Source organism: Pantoea sp. Cy-639, from assembly GCF_011752525.1.
Classification (GTDB): Bacteria; Pseudomonadota; Gammaproteobacteria; order Pseudomonadales; family Pseudomonadaceae; genus Aquipseudomonas.
Genome location: NZ_VWXI01000007.1, coordinates 1 through 15,231, shown reverse-complemented (window position 1 = coordinate 15,231; position 15,231 = coordinate 1). Strand labels below are relative to the sequence as shown.

13 protein-coding genes and 1 pseudogene are annotated in these 15,231 nt (G+C 64.3%); 3 read left to right on the top strand and 11 right to left on the bottom strand.

From position 1 onward, the window contains the following. Positions 1-56: 56 nt before the first annotated feature. From F3J43_RS10740 to F3J43_RS10730, 3 genes are read right to left on the bottom strand one after another with little or no spacing between them, the layout of a single operon-like run. Entirely contained in the window at positions 57-1,028 is a 972-nt protein-coding gene (locus F3J43_RS10740; protein WP_166885609.1) for a thymidylate synthase, read from the bottom strand. Between the two features lie 51 nt (positions 1,029-1,079). Further along, the gene (lgt, locus tag F3J43_RS10735; RefSeq protein ID WP_166885607.1) at positions 1,080-1,886 is read right to left on the bottom strand and encodes a prolipoprotein diacylglyceryl transferase; all 807 of its coding nucleotides are present in this window, start codon (positions 1,884-1,886) and stop codon (positions 1,080-1,082) included. 16 nt (positions 1,887-1,902) lie between these two features. Further along, positions 1,903-2,685: a sulfite exporter TauE/SafE family protein gene (locus tag F3J43_RS10730; RefSeq protein ID WP_166885605.1), complete on the bottom strand. Its 783-nt coding sequence runs from the start codon at positions 2,683-2,685 to the stop codon at positions 1,903-1,905. A gap of 132 nt (positions 2,686-2,817) precedes the next feature. Between F3J43_RS10730 and F3J43_RS10725 the strand changes: the two genes are divergently transcribed. Continuing rightward, the gene (locus F3J43_RS10725) at positions 2,818-3,564 is read left to right on the top strand and encodes an NRDE family protein (protein WP_166885603.1); all 747 of its coding nucleotides are present in this window, start codon (positions 2,818-2,820) and stop codon (positions 3,562-3,564) included. Between the two features lie 25 nt (positions 3,565-3,589). Here the strand turns inward: F3J43_RS10725 and ptsP are convergent, their stop codons facing one another. From ptsP to ilvA, 4 genes and pseudogenes are all read right to left on the bottom strand, one after another. After that, positions 3,590-5,869: a phosphoenolpyruvate--protein phosphotransferase gene (gene ptsP, locus F3J43_RS10720; protein ID WP_166885601.1), complete on the bottom strand. Its 2,280-nt coding sequence runs from the start codon at positions 5,867-5,869 to the stop codon at positions 3,590-3,592. Positions 5,870-5,915: 46 nt separating this feature from the next. Then, positions 5,916-6,371 (bottom strand): annotated as a pseudogene (locus F3J43_RS10715) (RNA pyrophosphohydrolase); the annotation flags it as partial. Positions 6,372-6,612: 241 nt separating this feature from the next. After that, on the bottom strand, positions 6,613-7,038 hold the full coding sequence (locus F3J43_RS10710) for a DUF2269 domain-containing protein (protein WP_166885599.1): 426 nt from the start codon (positions 7,036-7,038) through the stop codon (positions 6,613-6,615). Positions 7,039-7,121: 83 nt separating this feature from the next. After that, positions 7,122-8,636 (bottom strand): threonine ammonia-lyase, biosynthetic, encoded by a 1,515-nt coding sequence (gene ilvA, locus F3J43_RS10705; protein ID WP_166885597.1) that lies wholly within the window; start codon positions 8,634-8,636, stop codon positions 7,122-7,124. Positions 8,637-8,769: 133 nt separating this feature from the next. Here ilvA and rpiA point away from each other — a divergent pair, with 133 nt between their 5' ends. Then, positions 8,770-9,444, top strand: coding sequence for a ribose-5-phosphate isomerase RpiA (gene rpiA, locus F3J43_RS10700; RefSeq protein ID WP_166885594.1), 675 nt, complete (start codon positions 8,770-8,772; stop codon positions 9,442-9,444). Positions 9,445-9,530: 86 nt separating this feature from the next. Here the strand turns inward: rpiA and F3J43_RS10695 are convergent, their stop codons facing one another. From F3J43_RS10695 to F3J43_RS10680, 4 genes are all read right to left on the bottom strand, one after another. After that, positions 9,531-10,436: an SdiA-regulated domain-containing protein gene (locus tag F3J43_RS10695; RefSeq protein ID WP_166885592.1), complete on the bottom strand. Its 906-nt coding sequence runs from the start codon at positions 10,434-10,436 to the stop codon at positions 9,531-9,533. 82 nt (positions 10,437-10,518) lie between these two features. Beyond that, on the bottom strand, positions 10,519-11,445 hold the full coding sequence (locus tag F3J43_RS10690) for an SdiA-regulated domain-containing protein (protein WP_166885590.1): 927 nt from the start codon (positions 11,443-11,445) through the stop codon (positions 10,519-10,521). Between the two features lie 136 nt (positions 11,446-11,581). Continuing rightward, positions 11,582-12,247 carry a fumarylacetoacetate hydrolase family protein gene (locus F3J43_RS10685; RefSeq protein ID WP_166885588.1) on the bottom strand — a complete coding sequence of 222 codons (666 nt, stop codon included), beginning with the start codon at positions 12,245-12,247 and terminating at the stop codon, positions 11,582-11,584. A gap of 25 nt (positions 12,248-12,272) precedes the next feature. Continuing rightward, positions 12,273-13,670, bottom strand: coding sequence for a D-2-hydroxyglutarate dehydrogenase (locus tag F3J43_RS10680; RefSeq protein ID WP_166885586.1), 1,398 nt, complete (start codon positions 13,668-13,670; stop codon positions 12,273-12,275). Positions 13,671-13,842: 172 nt separating this feature from the next. Between F3J43_RS10680 and serA the strand changes: the two genes are divergently transcribed. Continuing rightward, positions 13,843-15,072, top strand: a complete 1,230-nt coding sequence (gene serA / locus F3J43_RS10675; RefSeq protein WP_166885585.1) for a phosphoglycerate dehydrogenase — start codon at positions 13,843-13,845, stop codon at positions 15,070-15,072. The last annotated feature ends 159 nt before the right edge of the window (positions 15,073-15,231 follow it).

The following is a 15,231-nucleotide window of genomic DNA, read 5'->3' as shown; positions in this document are numbered from 1 at the left end:
GAAAAGCATCGCGGGGATTGCCCCGCGATTGCGTTGGTTCAGTCGACGAAGAACTGTCAGACCGCCATCGGCGCCGTCATCGGCGCATGGTGCTCGTAGCCTTCCAGCCAGAAGTCGCTCGGCTCGATCTGCTCCAGCCACTGCGGCTCGTACTTGCCGGTCTCGGCAAACGCCGGCACGCGGTCGCTGATCACCAGCTTCGGCGCCGCCAGCGGCTCGCGTTTCATCTGCTCGCCCAGCATCTCCAGGTGATTTTCATACACATGGGCATCGCCGATGAAATAGGTGAACCAGCGCGGGGTATAGCCGGTCAGGCGGCCGAACAGCGACAGCAGCGCCGCGCCTTCGGTGAGGTTGAACGGTGTGCCCAGGCCAAGGTCGTTGGAGCGGATGTAGAGGGTCAGGGAGATTTCCTTCGTCTCGACATTCGGATGGAACTGGTACAGCAGGTGGCACGGTGGCAGCGCCATCTCGTCGAGCTGGGCGCAGTTCCAGCCGTGGAACAGGATGCGCCGGCTGCCTGGGTCATTGGCGATGGTGTCCAGGCACTGACGCACCTGGTCGATGGCCTTGTACAGGATGACGAACGCCTGGCCGTCCTCCTGGTCCTTGGCGATCTGGCGGAAGCCCGCCTTCTCGGCCATCTCGATGGCCGCCGGATTGTTCGCCGGGATGCGCTTGTAGCCCGGCCACTGGCGCCACTGCACGCCGTAGATCTCGCCGAGGTCGTCATGTCCCTGGCGGAACGGGTTGGCCAGCCACTGGGCGTTCTCGTTGGCGTTCTGGTCCCAGACCTTGCAGCCCAGCTCGCGGAATTCGCCGGCGTTTCTCACGCCACGCAGGAAGCCGACCATCTCGCCGATCGCCGACTTGAACGCCAGCTTGCGCGTGGTAATGGCCGGGAAGCCCTTCTGCAGGTCGAAACGCAGCATCGCGCCCGGCAGGCTGATGGTGCGGATACCGGTGCGGTTTTCCTGCAGCGTGCCGTTGTCGATGACGTCACGGACCAGGTCCAGATACTGTTTCATGGCTTACCTGTAGCAAAAACGACAGGGGGAGCGCCCCTGTCGTGGGATTAATCAGGCGGGTTTCGCCGTCGGTTTGCGATTATAAGCCCACCAGATCAGGCCAAGGCCAGCCAGGATCATCGGCACGCAGAGAATCTGACCCATGGTCAGCCAGCCCCAGGCGATATAGCCGAGCTGGGCGTCCGGCACCCGGACGAACTCGACGACGAAGCGGAAGATGCCGTAGAACAGCGCGAACATGCCGGAGACCGCCATGGTCGGGCGCGGCTTGCGCGAGTACAGCCACAGGATCACGAACAGCGCCACGCCTTCCAGGGCGAACTGGTACAGCTGCGACGGGTGACGCGGCAACTGGGCCGGGTCGCTGAACGGCGGGAACACCATGGCCCACGGCAGGTCGGTGGCCTTGCCCCACAGCTCGGCGTTGATGAAGTTGCCGATGCGCCCGGCGCCCAGGCCGATCGGCACCAGCGGCGCGACGAAGTCCATCAGTTCGAAGAACGACTTGTTGTTGCGCTTGCCGAACCACAATGCCGCCAGCATCACGCCGATGAAGCCGCCGTGGAACGACATGCCGCCTTTCCACACTTCGAAGATCAATGTCGGATTGGCCAGGTACTGGTGCAGGTCGTAGAACAGCACGTAGCCCAGGCGGCCCCCAACGATCACCCCCATCGACAACCAGAACACCAGGTCGGAGAGTTTCTCGCGGGTCCAGGTCGGGTCGAAGCGGTTGAGCCGGCGCGAGGCCAGCAACCAGGCACCGCCGATGCCGATCAGGTACATCAGGCCGTACCAGTGGATTTTCAGCGGCCCGAGGGCCACGGCCACGGGGTCGATCTGCGGGTAAGGCAGCATGGATTTTCCTCTTGATTCAAATAAGGAAGCTGAGGCCGACGCAGAACAGCAGCGCGGCGAACAGGCGCTTGAGCACGCGTGGCGACAGCTTGTGCGCCAGGCGCGCGCCGAAGCGGGCGAAGAACATGCTGGTCACGGCGATGCCGACCAGCGCCGGCAGGTACACGTAACCGATGCTGTGGGCCGGCAGGCGCTCCTCGTGCCAGCCCAGCCACATGAAGCTCAGGGCGCTGGCCAGGGCGATCGGCAGGCCACAGGCCGACGAGGTGGCCACGGCCTGCTGCATCGGCAGGCTGCGCCAGGTCAGGAATGGCACGGTCAGCGAACCACCGCCGATGCCGAAGATCGCCGAAGCCCAGCCGATCACGCCGCCGGCGGCGGTCAGGCCAGGTTTGCCGGGAATCCCGCGACTGGCCTTGGGCTTGAAGTCCAGCGCCATCTGCGTGGCGATCACCAGGGCGAACACGCCGATGATCTTCTGCAGCATCGGGCCCTGGATCAGCGAGGCGGTCTTGGCCCCGACCAGTGCGCCGAGGAGAATCCCGGCGGTCATCCAGGCGAAGATCGGCCACTGCACCGCGCCCTTGCGCTGGTGCTCGAGCACGGCGTTGATCGACGTGAAGACAATGGTCGCCAGCGAGGTGCCGACGGCCAGGTGGGTCAGCACCGAAGGATCGAAACCCTGCAGGGTGAAACTGAACACCAGCACCGGCACGATGATGATGCCGCCGCCCACGCCGAACAGCCCGGCCAGCACGCCAGCGCAGGCACCCAACAGCAGGTAGAGTACGAATTCCATTCGCGGCCCCAGTGGAAAGACAATCCGGCATGGTAACGGAAGCCAAGCCCGTGGCTCTAGTGAACTCTGCGTCAGGTGATGGATCGCGGCCGGGCACGCGGGTAGAGTGGCCGAAAACACAGGGGACAACCTATGTGCCTGATCGTATTCGCCTGGCGGCCGGGGCACGCCCTGCCGCTGATCGTCGCGGCCAACCGCGACGAATTCTATGCCCGCCCGGCCCAGGCCCTGGCAGCCTGGGAAGATGCGCCGCAGGTGCATGCCGGGCGCGATCTGGAGGCAGGTGGAACCTGGCTGGGCGTCGGGCCGGATGGGCGCTTCGCGGCGCTGACCAACATCCGCGATCCAGGCAGGCCCCAGGGGCCGCGCTCGCGGGGCGAACTGGTGGCCGCATTCCTGCAGGGCCGGCTGGGGGTGGAGGCCTACCTGGACCAGGTGGCCAGCCGCGGCGGGCAATACTCGGGGTTCAACCTGCTGGTCGGCGATAGCCAACGCCTGGGTTACCTGAACGCCCGGGAAGCAGCGCCGCGCTTGTTGACGGAGGGTGTCTACGGGCTGTCGAACGCCGGGCTGGACACACCGTGGCCGAAGCTGCTCAAGGCGCGTCGTGGCCTGCAAGCCTTGCTCGCGAACGCCGACCCACAGCAATTGCTGGCAATGCTGGCCGACGCCGAGCCGGCGCCGGACGGCGAACTGCCGGAGACCGGGGTGGGGTTGGCGACCGAGAAACTGCTGTCGAGCGTGTTCATCGCCAGCCAGAACTATGGGACGCGGGCAAGCACGGTACTGATCGTCGATGCCCAGGGGCGCCGGCGTATGGTCGAACGCAGTTTCGGGCCATTTGGCGGGCACTTGGGCGAAGTCAGCCTGGAGATCTGAACGCGGGACAAGCCCGCTACAGGCCTCAGAGGGTCTTGTTGGCCCCAGGCCCGATCATCCGCGCCAGGCCGAGGTTCTTCAGGGCCAACTGCAACGAACTGTGGATAACCTGCGGGTTGTCATGGCTCATGGCATCGGCCAGCAGCTCCTTTGCCTTGCTCAGGTTGACCTGGCGCAGCATCCACTTGACCTTCGGCAGGTTGGTGGCGTTCATCGACAGGCTGTCGAAGCCCATTGCCATCAACAGCAGCGCCGCCGCCGGGTCACCGGCCATCTCGCCGCAGATGCTCACCGGCTTGCCTTCTTCGTGGGCGACGCTGACCACCGTCTGCAACGCTTGCAGCACGGCCGGGTGCAGGTAGTCGTAGAGGTCGGCGACGCGCGGATTGTTGCGATCCACGGCCAGCAGGTACTGGGTGAGGTCGTTGGAGCCGACCGAAAGGAAGTCCACCTGACGCGCCAGCTCACGGGTCTGGTAGACCGCGGCTGGGATCTCCACCATCACGCCCACGGGCGGCATCGGCACGTCGGTACCTTCGTCGCGCACTTCGCCCCAGGCACGGTGGATCAGGTGCAGGGCCTCTTCGAGCTCGTGGATGCCGGAAATCATCGGCAGCAGGATGCGCAGGTTGTTCAGGCCCTCGCTGGCCTTGAGCATGGCACGGGCCTGCACCAGGAAGATTTCCGGGTGGTCGAGGGTGACGCGGATGCCACGCCAGCCGAGGAACGGGTTCTCTTCCTTGATCGGGAAGTACGACAGCGACTTGTCGCCGCCGATGTCGAGGCTGCGCATGGTCACCGGGCGCGGGTGGAAGGCCTGCAACTGCTCGCGGTAGATCGCCAGCTGTTCCTTCTCGCTGGGGAAGCGCTGGTTGATCATGAACGGCACTTCGGTGCGGTACAGGCCAACGCCTTCGGCGCCACGTTGCTGGGCACGGGCCACGTCGGCGAGCAGGCCGGTGTTGACCCACAGCGGCATGCGGTGGCCGTCCGGGGTGATGCACGGCAGCTCGCGCAGGGCGTCGAGCCCCTGGGCCAGCTGGCGTTCTTCCTCGACCACGTCGCCGTACTGCTTGCGCAGCACCTCGCCGGGGTTGGTGTAGACCTCGCCCTTGTAGCCGTCGACGATCAGCTCGATACCGTCGACTTTCGAATACGGCAGGTCGACCAGGCCCATGACCGTGGGAATGCCCATGGCCCGGGCGAGGATCGCCACATGGGAGTTGCCCGAGCCGAGTACCGAGACCAGACCGACCAGCTTGCCTTCGGGCACCTCGCCAAGCATGGCGGGCGTCAGCTCCTCGCTGACCAGGATGGTGTTGTCCTGGTAGACCAGCGACTGCGAACGGGCCTCCTGCAGGTAGGCGAGCAGGCGTCGACCAAGGTCCTTGACGTCGGAGGCGCGCTCGCGCAGGTAGTCGTCGTCCATCAGCTCGAAGCGGCTGACGTGCTCGCCGACCACCTGACGCAGGGCGCCCTGGGCCCACTGGCCGGTCTTGATGACCTCGATCACCTCGCCACCGAGGGCGGCATCCTCGAGCATCATCAGGTACACGTCGAACAGCGCACGCTCCTCGGGGCGCAGCTGGGCGGCGAGCTTGGCCGACAGCTTGCGCATGTCCTCGCGCACGCCTTCGAGGGCGTTGTTGAACAGGTTCAGTTCGTTGTCGATGTCCTCGACGGTCTTGTCCGGCACCACTTCAAGGTCGGCAGGCGGCAGCATCACCACGGCGCGGCCGACCGCCGCGCCGGGCGAACCCGGCACGCCGACGAAACGGGCCTCCTGGATGCCCTTGCCCTGGCGCCCCAGGCCACGGATCGAACCGGTGGCCTCGGCATGGGCGATGACCCCGGCGAGCTGAGCGCTCATGGTGACCAGGAAGGCTTCCTCGCCCTCGTCGAACTGGCGGCGCTCCTTCTGCTGGATGACCAGCACCCCGACTACCCGCCGGTGGTGGATGATCGGCGCGCCGAGGAAGGAGGCGAAGCGCTCTTCGCCAGTCTCGGCGAAATAGCGGTAGCGGGGGTGGTCGGCAGCGTTCTCGAGGTTCAGCGGTTCCTCGCGGGTACCGACCAGGCCGACCAGGCCCTCGTTGGGGGCCATGCTGACCTTGCCGATGGAACGCTTGTTCAGGCCCTCGGTGGCCATCAGCACGAAACGGTTGGTGTCCGGGTCGAGCAGGTAGACCGAGCAGACCTGGCTGCCCATGGCTTCCTTGACGCGCAAGACAATGATCCCCAACGCCGTCTTGAGATCTTTGGCGGAGTTCACTTCCTGGACGATCTTGCGCAGCGTATTGAGCATGGCTCGGGGTCGGACTCCGTCGTCAGTCGCGCGTCAGCAGGCGCGGGGCTAGCTCTTTCAGGGCGCGGCGGTACACCTCGCGCTTGAATGTCACCACCTGGCCCAGCGGATACCAGTAGCTGACCCAACGCCAGCCGTCGAATTCCGGTTTGCCAGTCAGGTCCATGCGCACGCGTTGCTCATTGCTCAGCAGGCGCAGCAGGAACCACTTCTGTTTCTGACCGATGCACAGCGGCTGGCTGTGGGTGCGCACCAGGCGCTGGGGTAAACGATAACGCAACCAGCCACGGGTACAGGCAAGAATTTCCACATCATCGCGTTCAAGGCCAACTTCTTCGTTCAGCTCGCGGTACAGGGCGTCTTCCGGCGTCTCGTCAGGGTTGATGCCACCCTGGGGGAACTGCCAGGCATCCTGGTTGATCCGTCGAGCCCATAGCACCTGCCCGGCATCATTCGTGAGAATGATCCCGACATTGGGGCGAAAACCATCCGGGTCGATCACGGCAGCAACCTCGCAAACGCATGTCGCCGCATTGTTCCACAAAGCCCGAGCGTGCAGCAACGCGCCCGCCAAGCTTATGTGCGGCGAGATGAAATCTGTGTATGAGGCTGGCCTTTGTTTGCTCGATCGGGACACTGGCTGCCCGTCTCATTGCCAAGGGATCGCCAGCAGGCGCCTGCCTGGCTGACGATGACCTTCGAGCGTGCCGGCAAGACTGGCTCTGCCGGCTGGATGCAGGGCCTTAGACCGGCTTGGCGCCCATCAGCCCGGCGATGGACAGGAAGCACACGCCACTGAACAGGGCCAGCGCCAAAGTGAACTTCAATCCTGTCACCTCGGCCTTGCGCAGGCGGTTCAGGCGTACCAGCAACCACCACACGGCGAACGCGCCGACGGTATAGATGACACTGGAAGCCAGTATCCAGGTCTGCCCCAGGGGCCAGCCGACCAAGTGCACCAGCCACCAGCCGGTGAACGGCATGCTTATCAGGCACAGCCCCATCAGCAGCCAGACGAACACCAACGGCCGCCGCAGCAGCTTGCCGTAGGCATCGGCATCGCCCTTGCGCCGGGCCAGCCAGGTCCAGATCGCCAGGCCCAGGCCGCCTAGCAGCAACAGGGCGGTGGCCAGGATGTGCAAGGTCTTGAGGGTGGTCAGGTGTTCCATGTGCAAGTTGTCCTTCAACAGGCTGTTTCGCTAGCGCCTCATCGCGGGGCAAGCCCGCTCCCACGGCCAGAATCGAGGCGCGATCAGCCCAAGAATAGCCGGTACGCCGGGTTCTCGGTCTCGTCCCAGTACGGATAGCCGATCTTGGCCAACGCCGCCGGCACTTGCTGGCGCTCATCCTCCGGCACCTGCAGGCCCGCGACCACACGCCCGTCGGCGGCGCCGTGGTTGCGGTAGTGGAACATCGAGATGTTCCAGCGCCCACCCAGCTTGTTGAGGAAATTGAACAGTGCCCCCGGGCGCTCGGGGAACTCGAAGCGCAGCACCATCTCGTCGCTGGCCCCCGCCGAGTGGCCGCCGACCATATGGCGGATGTGCAGCTTGGCCAGTTCGTTGTCGGTCAGGTCGATGACCGGGAAGCCTTGTTCGCTCAGTTGCTGCACCAGCGCCGCGCGAGGGTCGGTCTCCGGATGGGTCTGCACCCCGACGAAGATGTGCGCCTCGTCCGAGGTGTGCTTGCGGTAGTTGAACTCGGTGATCTGGCGCTTGCCGATGGCCTCGCAGAAGGCCTTGAAGCTGCCCGGACGCTCGGGGATGGTCACGGCGATGATCGCCTCGCGTTTCTCGCCCAGTTCGGCACGCTCGGCAACATGGCGCAGGCGGTCGAAGTTGACGTTGGCGCCCGAATCGATGGCCACCAGGGTCTGCCCGGACACGCCCTTGAGCTCGACGTACTTCTTGATCCCAGCCACGCCCAGTGCACCGGCAGGTTCGGTGATCGAGCGGGTATCGTCGTAGATATCCTTGATTGCCGCGCAGATCTCGTCGGTGCTGACGGTGATCACCTCGTCGACATGGTGACGGCAGATGTCGAAGGTGTGCTGGCCGATCTGCGCCACTGCCACGCCATCGGCGAACAGCCCGACCTGCGGCAGCACCACGCGCTCGCCCGCCGCCATCGCGGCCTGGAGACAGTTGGAGTCGTCCGGCTCGACGCCGATCACCTTGATTTCCGGGCGCAGGTATTTCACATAGGCCGCGATGCCGGCAATCAGGCCGCCGCCGCCTACCGGCACGAAGATCGCGTCCAGCTGGCCCGGGTGCTGGCGGAGAATCTCCATGGCCACGGTGCCCTGGCCGGCGATGGTGTGCGGATCGTCATAGGGGTGGATATAGACGAAGCCCTTCTCCTCGACCAGCTTCAGCGAATAGGCCAGGGCCTCGGGGAACGAGTCGCCATGCAGCACCACTTTTCCGCCGCGCGAGCGCACACCCTCGACCTTGATTTCCGGGGTGGTCTTGGGCATCACGATGGTGGCCTTGATCCCCAGCTCGCGGGCCGCCAGGGCCACGCCCTGGGCGTGGTTGCCGGCCGAGGCGGTGACCACGCCACGGGCCAGTTCCTGCGCGCTCAGTTGCGCCAGCTTGTTGTAGGCCCCGCGGATCTTGAACGAGAACACCGGCTGCAGGTCCTCGCGCTTGAGCAGGACCGTGTTGCCCAGGCGCTTGCTCAACTGGCCGGCACTGTGCAGCGGGGTTTCGACGGCAACGTCGTAGACGCGCGAGGTGAGGATCTTCTTGACGTACTGTTCGAGCATCGGAAAGCATCACTGGGCCGCGGGACAAGGCCTGGGAGTCTACCGCAGCGCTACGTCGGGCGACCACAGCAAAGCCGCGGGAGCCGCTATACTAGGCAACTTTGCAACCCGCCCTGCCCCACCCGGAGCCCGCATGACCCAGGACCAACTCAAACAGGCCGTCGCCCAGGCCGCTGTCGACCTCATCCTCCCCAAGCTGGATGAGAAGAGCGTGATCGGCGTCGGTACCGGTTCGACCGCCAACTTCTTCATCGACGCCCTGGCCCAGCACAAGACCGCCTTCGACGGCGCCGTCGCCAGCTCCGAGGCCACCGCGCAGCGCCTGAAGGGCCATGGCATCCCGGTGTACGAGCTGAACAGCGTCAGCGAGCTGGAGTTCTACGTCGACGGCGCCGACGAGAGCGACGCCCATCTCAACCTGATCAAGGGCGGCGGCGCGGCCCTGACCCGCGAGAAGATCGTCGCGGCAGTGGCCCGTACCTTCATCTGCATTGCCGATGCCAGCAAGCTGGTGCCAGTGCTGGGCGCTTTCCCGCTGCCGGTCGAGGTCATTCCCATGGCCCGCAGCCACGTGGCGCGCCAGCTGGTCAAGCTGGGTGGCGATCCGGTCTACCGCGAAGGCGTGGTGACCGACAACGGCAACGTCATCCTGGACGTGCACAACCTGCAGATCACCAACCCGGTGGAGCTGGAAAGCCAGATCAACGCCATCGTCGGCGTGGTCACCAACGGCCTGTTCGCTGCTCGCCCGGCCGACGTGCTGCTGCTGGGCACCGGTGAAGGCGTGAAGACCCTCAAGGCCGAGTAAACAGGCCAGAGCGTATCGCGGGGCAAGCCCGCTCCCACGCAGCTCTCTAAGGACTGGCGTGGGAGCGGGCTTGCCCCGCGATGGCATCAGGGTTGGCGAAACACGTAGAACAGGTTCGGCTCGCTGACCAGGTACAGGGTCCCCGCCTCGTCCATCGCCATGCCCTCCGCTTGTGGCACCGTCCGCCGCAAACCATGAGCGCCCTTGCTCAACGACAGGGTACTCAGCGGCCTGCCGTGCACATCCAGCTCCAGCACCAGGCGCGACTCATCCGACAACACCAGCAGGTGCCCACTGCGCTCGTCGAACTGCAGGCTCGACAAGTCGCGCACGAATAGCCGCCGGTCACGCTTGGGGTCCTGCGCCACATGCACCGCGTAGGGCTTTTCAGGGTCGCCATGCGGGAAGCCGTGCACCTCGTAGATCACCATCGGATCACGCTCCTTGGCCACGAACAGACGCTTGCCGGTCGAGTCGTAGGCCAGCCCCTCGAAACCTTTGTTGCCGTTCAGGCCAATGCCCAGTGAAAGCTGCTCGGCAGTGCCAGCGTCGAGGACCTGCGTAGCGTCATCCAGGCGCACCCGGATCAGCCGTTGCTCGCGCTCGTCGGTGATCACGTAGCTGTTGGGCGCCACATACTCCACCGCTTCAGGGTCGCCGAAAGCGGTCAGCGGCACGCGCCGCAGGATGCGTCCGTCCAGCGACAGCTCGATCAGCTCGGATCGGGCATTGGTGACGGTGAACAGGGTCTTGCGGTCCGGGTCGTAGGTCAGCGCCGAGAGGTCGTCGTCCAGCCCGTCGATCGGTTGCGCCTGGATCACGGCCTGGTAGCGCTCCAGGCCAATGCCTTGCTCGGCTGGCTGCCACCAGGTCCGCAGGTTGAACCAGCCGCGCTCGAACAAGCGCAGGTGTTGTCCTGTCACGCCCACGACGAACAGCGCGACACAGGCGAGGTAGACAAGGATCAGGCGATGGGAAAGATGACGGCGCATGAGGGCAAGCTTGGCGAAAGGAGCCGGCATCTAACCATCGCCAACTGAAGCGAAGCTTAATGCCTCATGCGCAACCCGGGTTTCAGGGCTTGCGGAAACGGTAGAACAGGTTGGGTTCGCTGACGAAATACAGGGTGCCCTGGTCATCCATGGCCACGCCTTCGGCACGCGGGATAGTGTTCTTCAAGCCATTGAAACCACCGAGCAAGGTCATGAAGCTGACCTGGTCGCCTTTCTCGTCCAGTTCCAGCAGCAGGTTGGAATCCGCCGACAGGACCAGCAGGTGGCCGGTGCGCGAATCGACGCTCAGGGCGGACAGGTTGCGCAGGTCGAGCTCATCGTTCGGCAATGGCTGCTTGTCGCCCTGCAGCGGGCTACGCCCATCGGTATTCCAGGTGTACAGCTTCGGCGGCCGCTCCTCGCCAATGATCAGGCGCTGGCGCATGGCATCCCAGGCAATGCCCTCGAATCCCTTGTTGCCCTTGTCGCCATCACCCAGGTCGTGGCTTGGATAGTCGGCGCGGTTCAGCGAAGTGGTGCTGGCATCCACCTTGACGATGACCAGGTCATGGTTGCGTTCATCGACGATTGCGATATGCCCGTCCTCGAGCACGGCCACGCCTTCCGGATTGGACCAACCGACCAGGGGAATCTTGCGCAGCACGTCGCCATCGAGCGTGAGCTCGGCCAGGAACGGGTGCTTGCCCATGACGGTGAACAGCGTGCGGGTGTGCGGGCTGAACGCAAGGTCCGACGCCTCGTCGCGCTCCATGCCCGGCAACGGCTTGGCGTCGATGTCCACGACATAGTCCGGCAACCAGATGCTTTCCTGGCGCTCGGCCTGGGTCTCGAAGCCTTCCTTTATCCATAGCAGCCCGCGGTCGTCCCAGTGCATGGCTGCCACGAGGACATAGGCGATGATCGCCACGGCGACCAGCCAGGTCGACCAGCGACGCAGCAAGCGCCGCTTGGGAACTGGCGGATGGGAGGTATTGGAAGGGGTGGCCATTGATACGGATCCTGGAAATGCGGGGAAGGTTAGCCCATCGCCGGCAAAGATACGGGAATTTCTGGATTATCCGGATCGTTTGTGAAAAAAACGGCAATACCGGCGACGGCAGGTGCGTACCGTCGCCGCTACCGGGTCAGAGCACCCGGCCTTCGAACCGGCTCACGCCCGTCAGTTCCAGCACCAGTTCATCGCCGACCGTGAACGGCCCCACGCCGGCCGGGGTGCCGGTGAGGATCACGTCGCCAGCCTGCAGCGAGAACTGCGCCGCCATGTACTGGATCATCGGCACGATCGGGTTGAGCATCAGCGCGCTGTTGCCGTCCTGGCGCACATCGCCATTGACGGTCAGGCGGATACCGATATCGGCGAGGTCCTCGTAGGTACCGGCCGACACGAACGGCGGCAGCACGCAGGCACCGTCGAAGCTCTTGGCCAGTTCCCAGGGCAGGCCCTTCTCCTTGAGCCTGGCCTGTACATCGCGCAGGGTCAGGTCGAGCGCCGGCGCATAGCCGGAGATGGCATCGAGCACTTCTTCCTCGGACGGATGCGTGGACAGCGGCTTGCCCAGCAGCACGGCGATTTCCGCCTCGTAGTGTACCGAGCCACGCTCGGTAGGGATCTTGAAGCCTCCCTCAAGCGGCACCACGCAACTGCCTGGCTTGATGAACAGCAATGGCTCGCTGGGGATAGGGTTGTCCAGCTCCTTGGCATGCTCGGCATAGTTGCGGCCGATGCACACCACCTTGCCCAGAGGGAAGTGAATACGGGTGCCGTCTACGTACTGGTGCTGGTAACTCATGGCCGACTCCTGTGGATACTGCTTTTTATTCGGGAGCGAAGATCTTACCCGGATTCATGATGCCGTTCGGGTCGAACACCGCCTTGATCGCCTTCATGCAGGCGATTTCATCCGCCGAGCGGCTGTAGCCCAGGTAGTCGCGCTTGGTCAGGCCCACGCCATGTTCGGCGGAGATCGAGCCGTTGTAGCGCTGGACCGTCTCGAACACCCACTTGTTGACCTTGGTGCAGGAGGCGAAGAAAGCATCCTTGGTCATGTGTTCGGGCTTGAGGATGTTCAGGTGCAGGTTGCCATCGCCGATATGGCCATACCAGACCACTTCGTAGTCGGGATAATGCTCGCCGACGATGGCGTCGATATCGCGCAGGAACGCCGGCACTTTCGACACGGTGACCGAGATGTCGTTCTTGTACGGTGTCCAGTGGGAGATGGTCTCGGACAGGTACTCGCGCAGCTTCCACAGGTTCTTCAACTGCGTCTCGCTCTGGCTCATCACGCCGTCCAGCACCCAGCCTTGCTCGACGCAGTGCTCGAAGGTAGCCAGCGCCTGGCTGGCCACCGCCTCGTTGCTGGCCTCGAACTCCAGCAGGGCATAGAACGGGCAGTCGCTGGCGAACGGGGCCGGCACGTCGCCGCGGGCCATGATCTTGGCCAGGCCCTTGTCGGAAAAGAACTCGAACGCCGTCAGGTCGAGCGCGCCCTGGAACGCGTGCAGCACCGGCATGATCGCGTCGAAGTCGGGCGTGCCCAGCACCATCGCGGTGAGGTTGCGTGGCGCGCGGTCCAGGCGCATGGTCGCCTCGACCACGAAGCCCAGCGTCCCCTCGGCACCGATGAACAGCTGGCGCAGGTCGTAGCCTGTGGCGTTCTTGACCAGGTCCTTGTTCAGCTCCAGCAGCTCGCCCTTGCCGGTGACCACCTTCAGGCCTGCCACCCAGTTGCGGGTCATGCCGTAGCGAATCACCTTGATCCCGCCGGCGTTGGTGCCGATGTTGCCGCCTATCTGGCTTGAGCCCGAGGAGGCGAAGTCCACGGGGTAATAGAGCCCGTGGTCCTCGGCGAACTGCTGCAACTGGTGGGTGATCACCCCCGGCTGGCAGGTCACGGTGCGGTCGAACTCGTCGAAGGCAAGGATCTGGTTCATGGCGTCGAAGGCCACCACCACTTCGCCGTGGGCGGCCACCGCCGCGCCCGACAACCCGGTGCGCCCACCAGAGGGCACCAGGCCGATCTTGTGCCGGTTGGCCCAATGCACGATGGCTTGAACCTGCTCGATGGATCGGGGGAAGACGATGGCGCTCGGCGCGGGCGGGTAATGCTTGGTCCAATCCTTGCCGTAAGCCTCGAGCGAGGCGGGATCGACAAGGACCTTGCCAGGGTCGACCAGGGTCATCAGCTCATCAATTACCGCACGTTGGGTCATCGCTGGAACTCTCGACTTATTCATAGTCACCCTGAGCACGCTTCACCTGTCGGGATAAGCTCAGACCGGGTCGCGTATGCTAGCATAGCCCTCCCGCCGTTCGTGCTAAGGCCCGACGCCGCGCCGCTTCACCCCCTCTCGCCATTTTTCTCCGGGATACAGGTTTAAGCAGATGAGCAAGACTTCTCTCGACAAGAGCAAGATCAGGTTCCTTCTTCTCGAAGGCGTCCACCAGAATGCAGTGGACACCCTCAAGGCTGCCGGCTACAGCAACATCGAATACCTCACCGGCTCGCTGCCGGACGCCGAGCTGAAGGAAAAGATCGCCGATGCCCACTTCATCGGTATCCGCTCTCGTACCCAGCTGACCGAAGAGGTCTTCGACTGTGCGAAGAAACTGGTCGCGGTAGGCTGCTTCTGCATCGGCACCAACCAGGTCGACCTGAACGCGGCCCGCGAACGCGGCATCGCGGTGTTCAACGCACCGTACTCCAACACCCGTTCGGTCGCCGAGCTGGTGCTGGCCGAAGCCATCCTGCTGCTGCGCGGCATCCCCGAGAAGAACGCTTCCTGCCACCGTGGCGGCTGGATCAAGAGCGCGGCCAACTCCTTCGAGATCCGTGGCAAGAAACTGGGCATCGTCGGCTACGGCTCGATCGGTACCCAGCTGTCGGTCCTGGCCGAGAGCCTGGGCATGCAGGTGTACTTCTACGACCCGCTGACCAAGCTGCCGCTGGGCAACGCCACCCAGGTCACCAGCCTGACCGAACTGCTGGGTCTGGCCGACATCGTCTCGCTGCACGTCCCTGAGCTGCCATCCACCCAGTGGATGATCGGCGAGAAGGAAATCCGCGCGATGAAGAAAGGCGCGATCCTGATCAACGCTGCCCGTGGCACCGTGGTCGAGCTGGACCACCTGGCCGCCGCGATCAAGGACAAGCACCTGATCGGCGCCGCCATCGACGTGTTCCCGGTCGAGCCGCGCTCCAACGACGAAGAGTTCGAAAGCCCGCTGCGCGGCCTGGACAACGTGATCCTGACCCCGCACATCGGTGGTTCCACCGCCGAGGCCCAGGCCAACATCGGCCTGGAAGTAGCCGAGAAGCTGGTCAAGTACAGCGACAACGGTACCTCGGTGTCGTCGGTCAACTTCCCGGAAGTAGCCCTGCCGGCGCACCCGGGCAAGCACCGCCTGCTGCACATCCACGAGAACATCCCGGGCGTGCTCAGCGAGATCAACAAGGTGTTCGCCGAAAACGGCATCAACATCTCCGGCCAGTTCCTGCAGACCGACGAGAAGGTCGGTTACGTGGTGATCGACGTGGATGCCGAATACTCGGACCTTGCACAAGAGAAGCTGCAGCACGTCAAGGGCACCATCCGCTCTCGCGTCCTGTTCTGAGCCTGACCGCTGCATGAAAAAGGGAGGCCCTGGTGGCTAATGCCAGTCAGTTAAGACTGACGCTTTGAGCTTTAGCCCGTAGGCCGCAAAATCCGATGCTTGGAAACGAGCATCGGATTTTTTATGCGCCTAGCAAAAGCACTGTCCCTCACTCACGAA

Coding starts and splice junctions, on each gene's coding strand:
- F3J43_RS10680 (WP_166885586.1), bottom strand. CDS start 13,670: ATGACCCAACGTGCGGTAATTGATGAGCTGATGACCCTGGTCGACCCT.
- F3J43_RS10730 (WP_166885605.1), bottom strand. CDS start 2,685: ATGGAATTCGTACTCTACCTGCTGTTGGGTGCCTGCGCTGGCGTGCTG.
- F3J43_RS10685 (WP_166885588.1), bottom strand. CDS start 12,247: ATGAGTTACCAGCACCAGTACGTAGACGGCACCCGTATTCACTTCCCT.
- F3J43_RS10710 (WP_166885599.1), bottom strand. CDS start 7,038: ATGGAACACCTGACCACCCTCAAGACCTTGCACATCCTGGCCACCGCC.
- F3J43_RS10690 (WP_166885590.1), bottom strand. CDS start 11,445: ATGGCCACCCCTTCCAATACCTCCCATCCGCCAGTTCCCAAGCGGCGC.
- F3J43_RS10740 (WP_166885609.1), bottom strand. CDS start 1,028: ATGAAACAGTATCTGGACCTGGTCCGTGACGTCATCGACAACGGCACG.
- rpiA (WP_166885594.1), top strand. CDS start 8,770: ATGACCCAGGACCAACTCAAACAGGCCGTCGCCCAGGCCGCTGTCGAC.
- F3J43_RS10695 (WP_166885592.1), bottom strand. CDS start 10,436: ATGCGCCGTCATCTTTCCCATCGCCTGATCCTTGTCTACCTCGCCTGT.
- ilvA (WP_166885597.1), bottom strand. CDS start 8,636: ATGCTCGAACAGTACGTCAAGAAGATCCTCACCTCGCGCGTCTACGAC.
- ptsP (WP_166885601.1), bottom strand. CDS start 5,869: ATGCTCAATACGCTGCGCAAGATCGTCCAGGAAGTGAACTCCGCCAAA.
- F3J43_RS10725 (WP_166885603.1), top strand. CDS start 2,818: ATGTGCCTGATCGTATTCGCCTGGCGGCCGGGGCACGCCCTGCCGCTG.
- lgt (WP_166885607.1), bottom strand. CDS start 1,886: ATGCTGCCTTACCCGCAGATCGACCCCGTGGCCGTGGCCCTCGGGCCG.
- serA (WP_166885585.1), top strand. CDS start 13,843: ATGAGCAAGACTTCTCTCGACAAGAGCAAGATCAGGTTCCTTCTTCTC.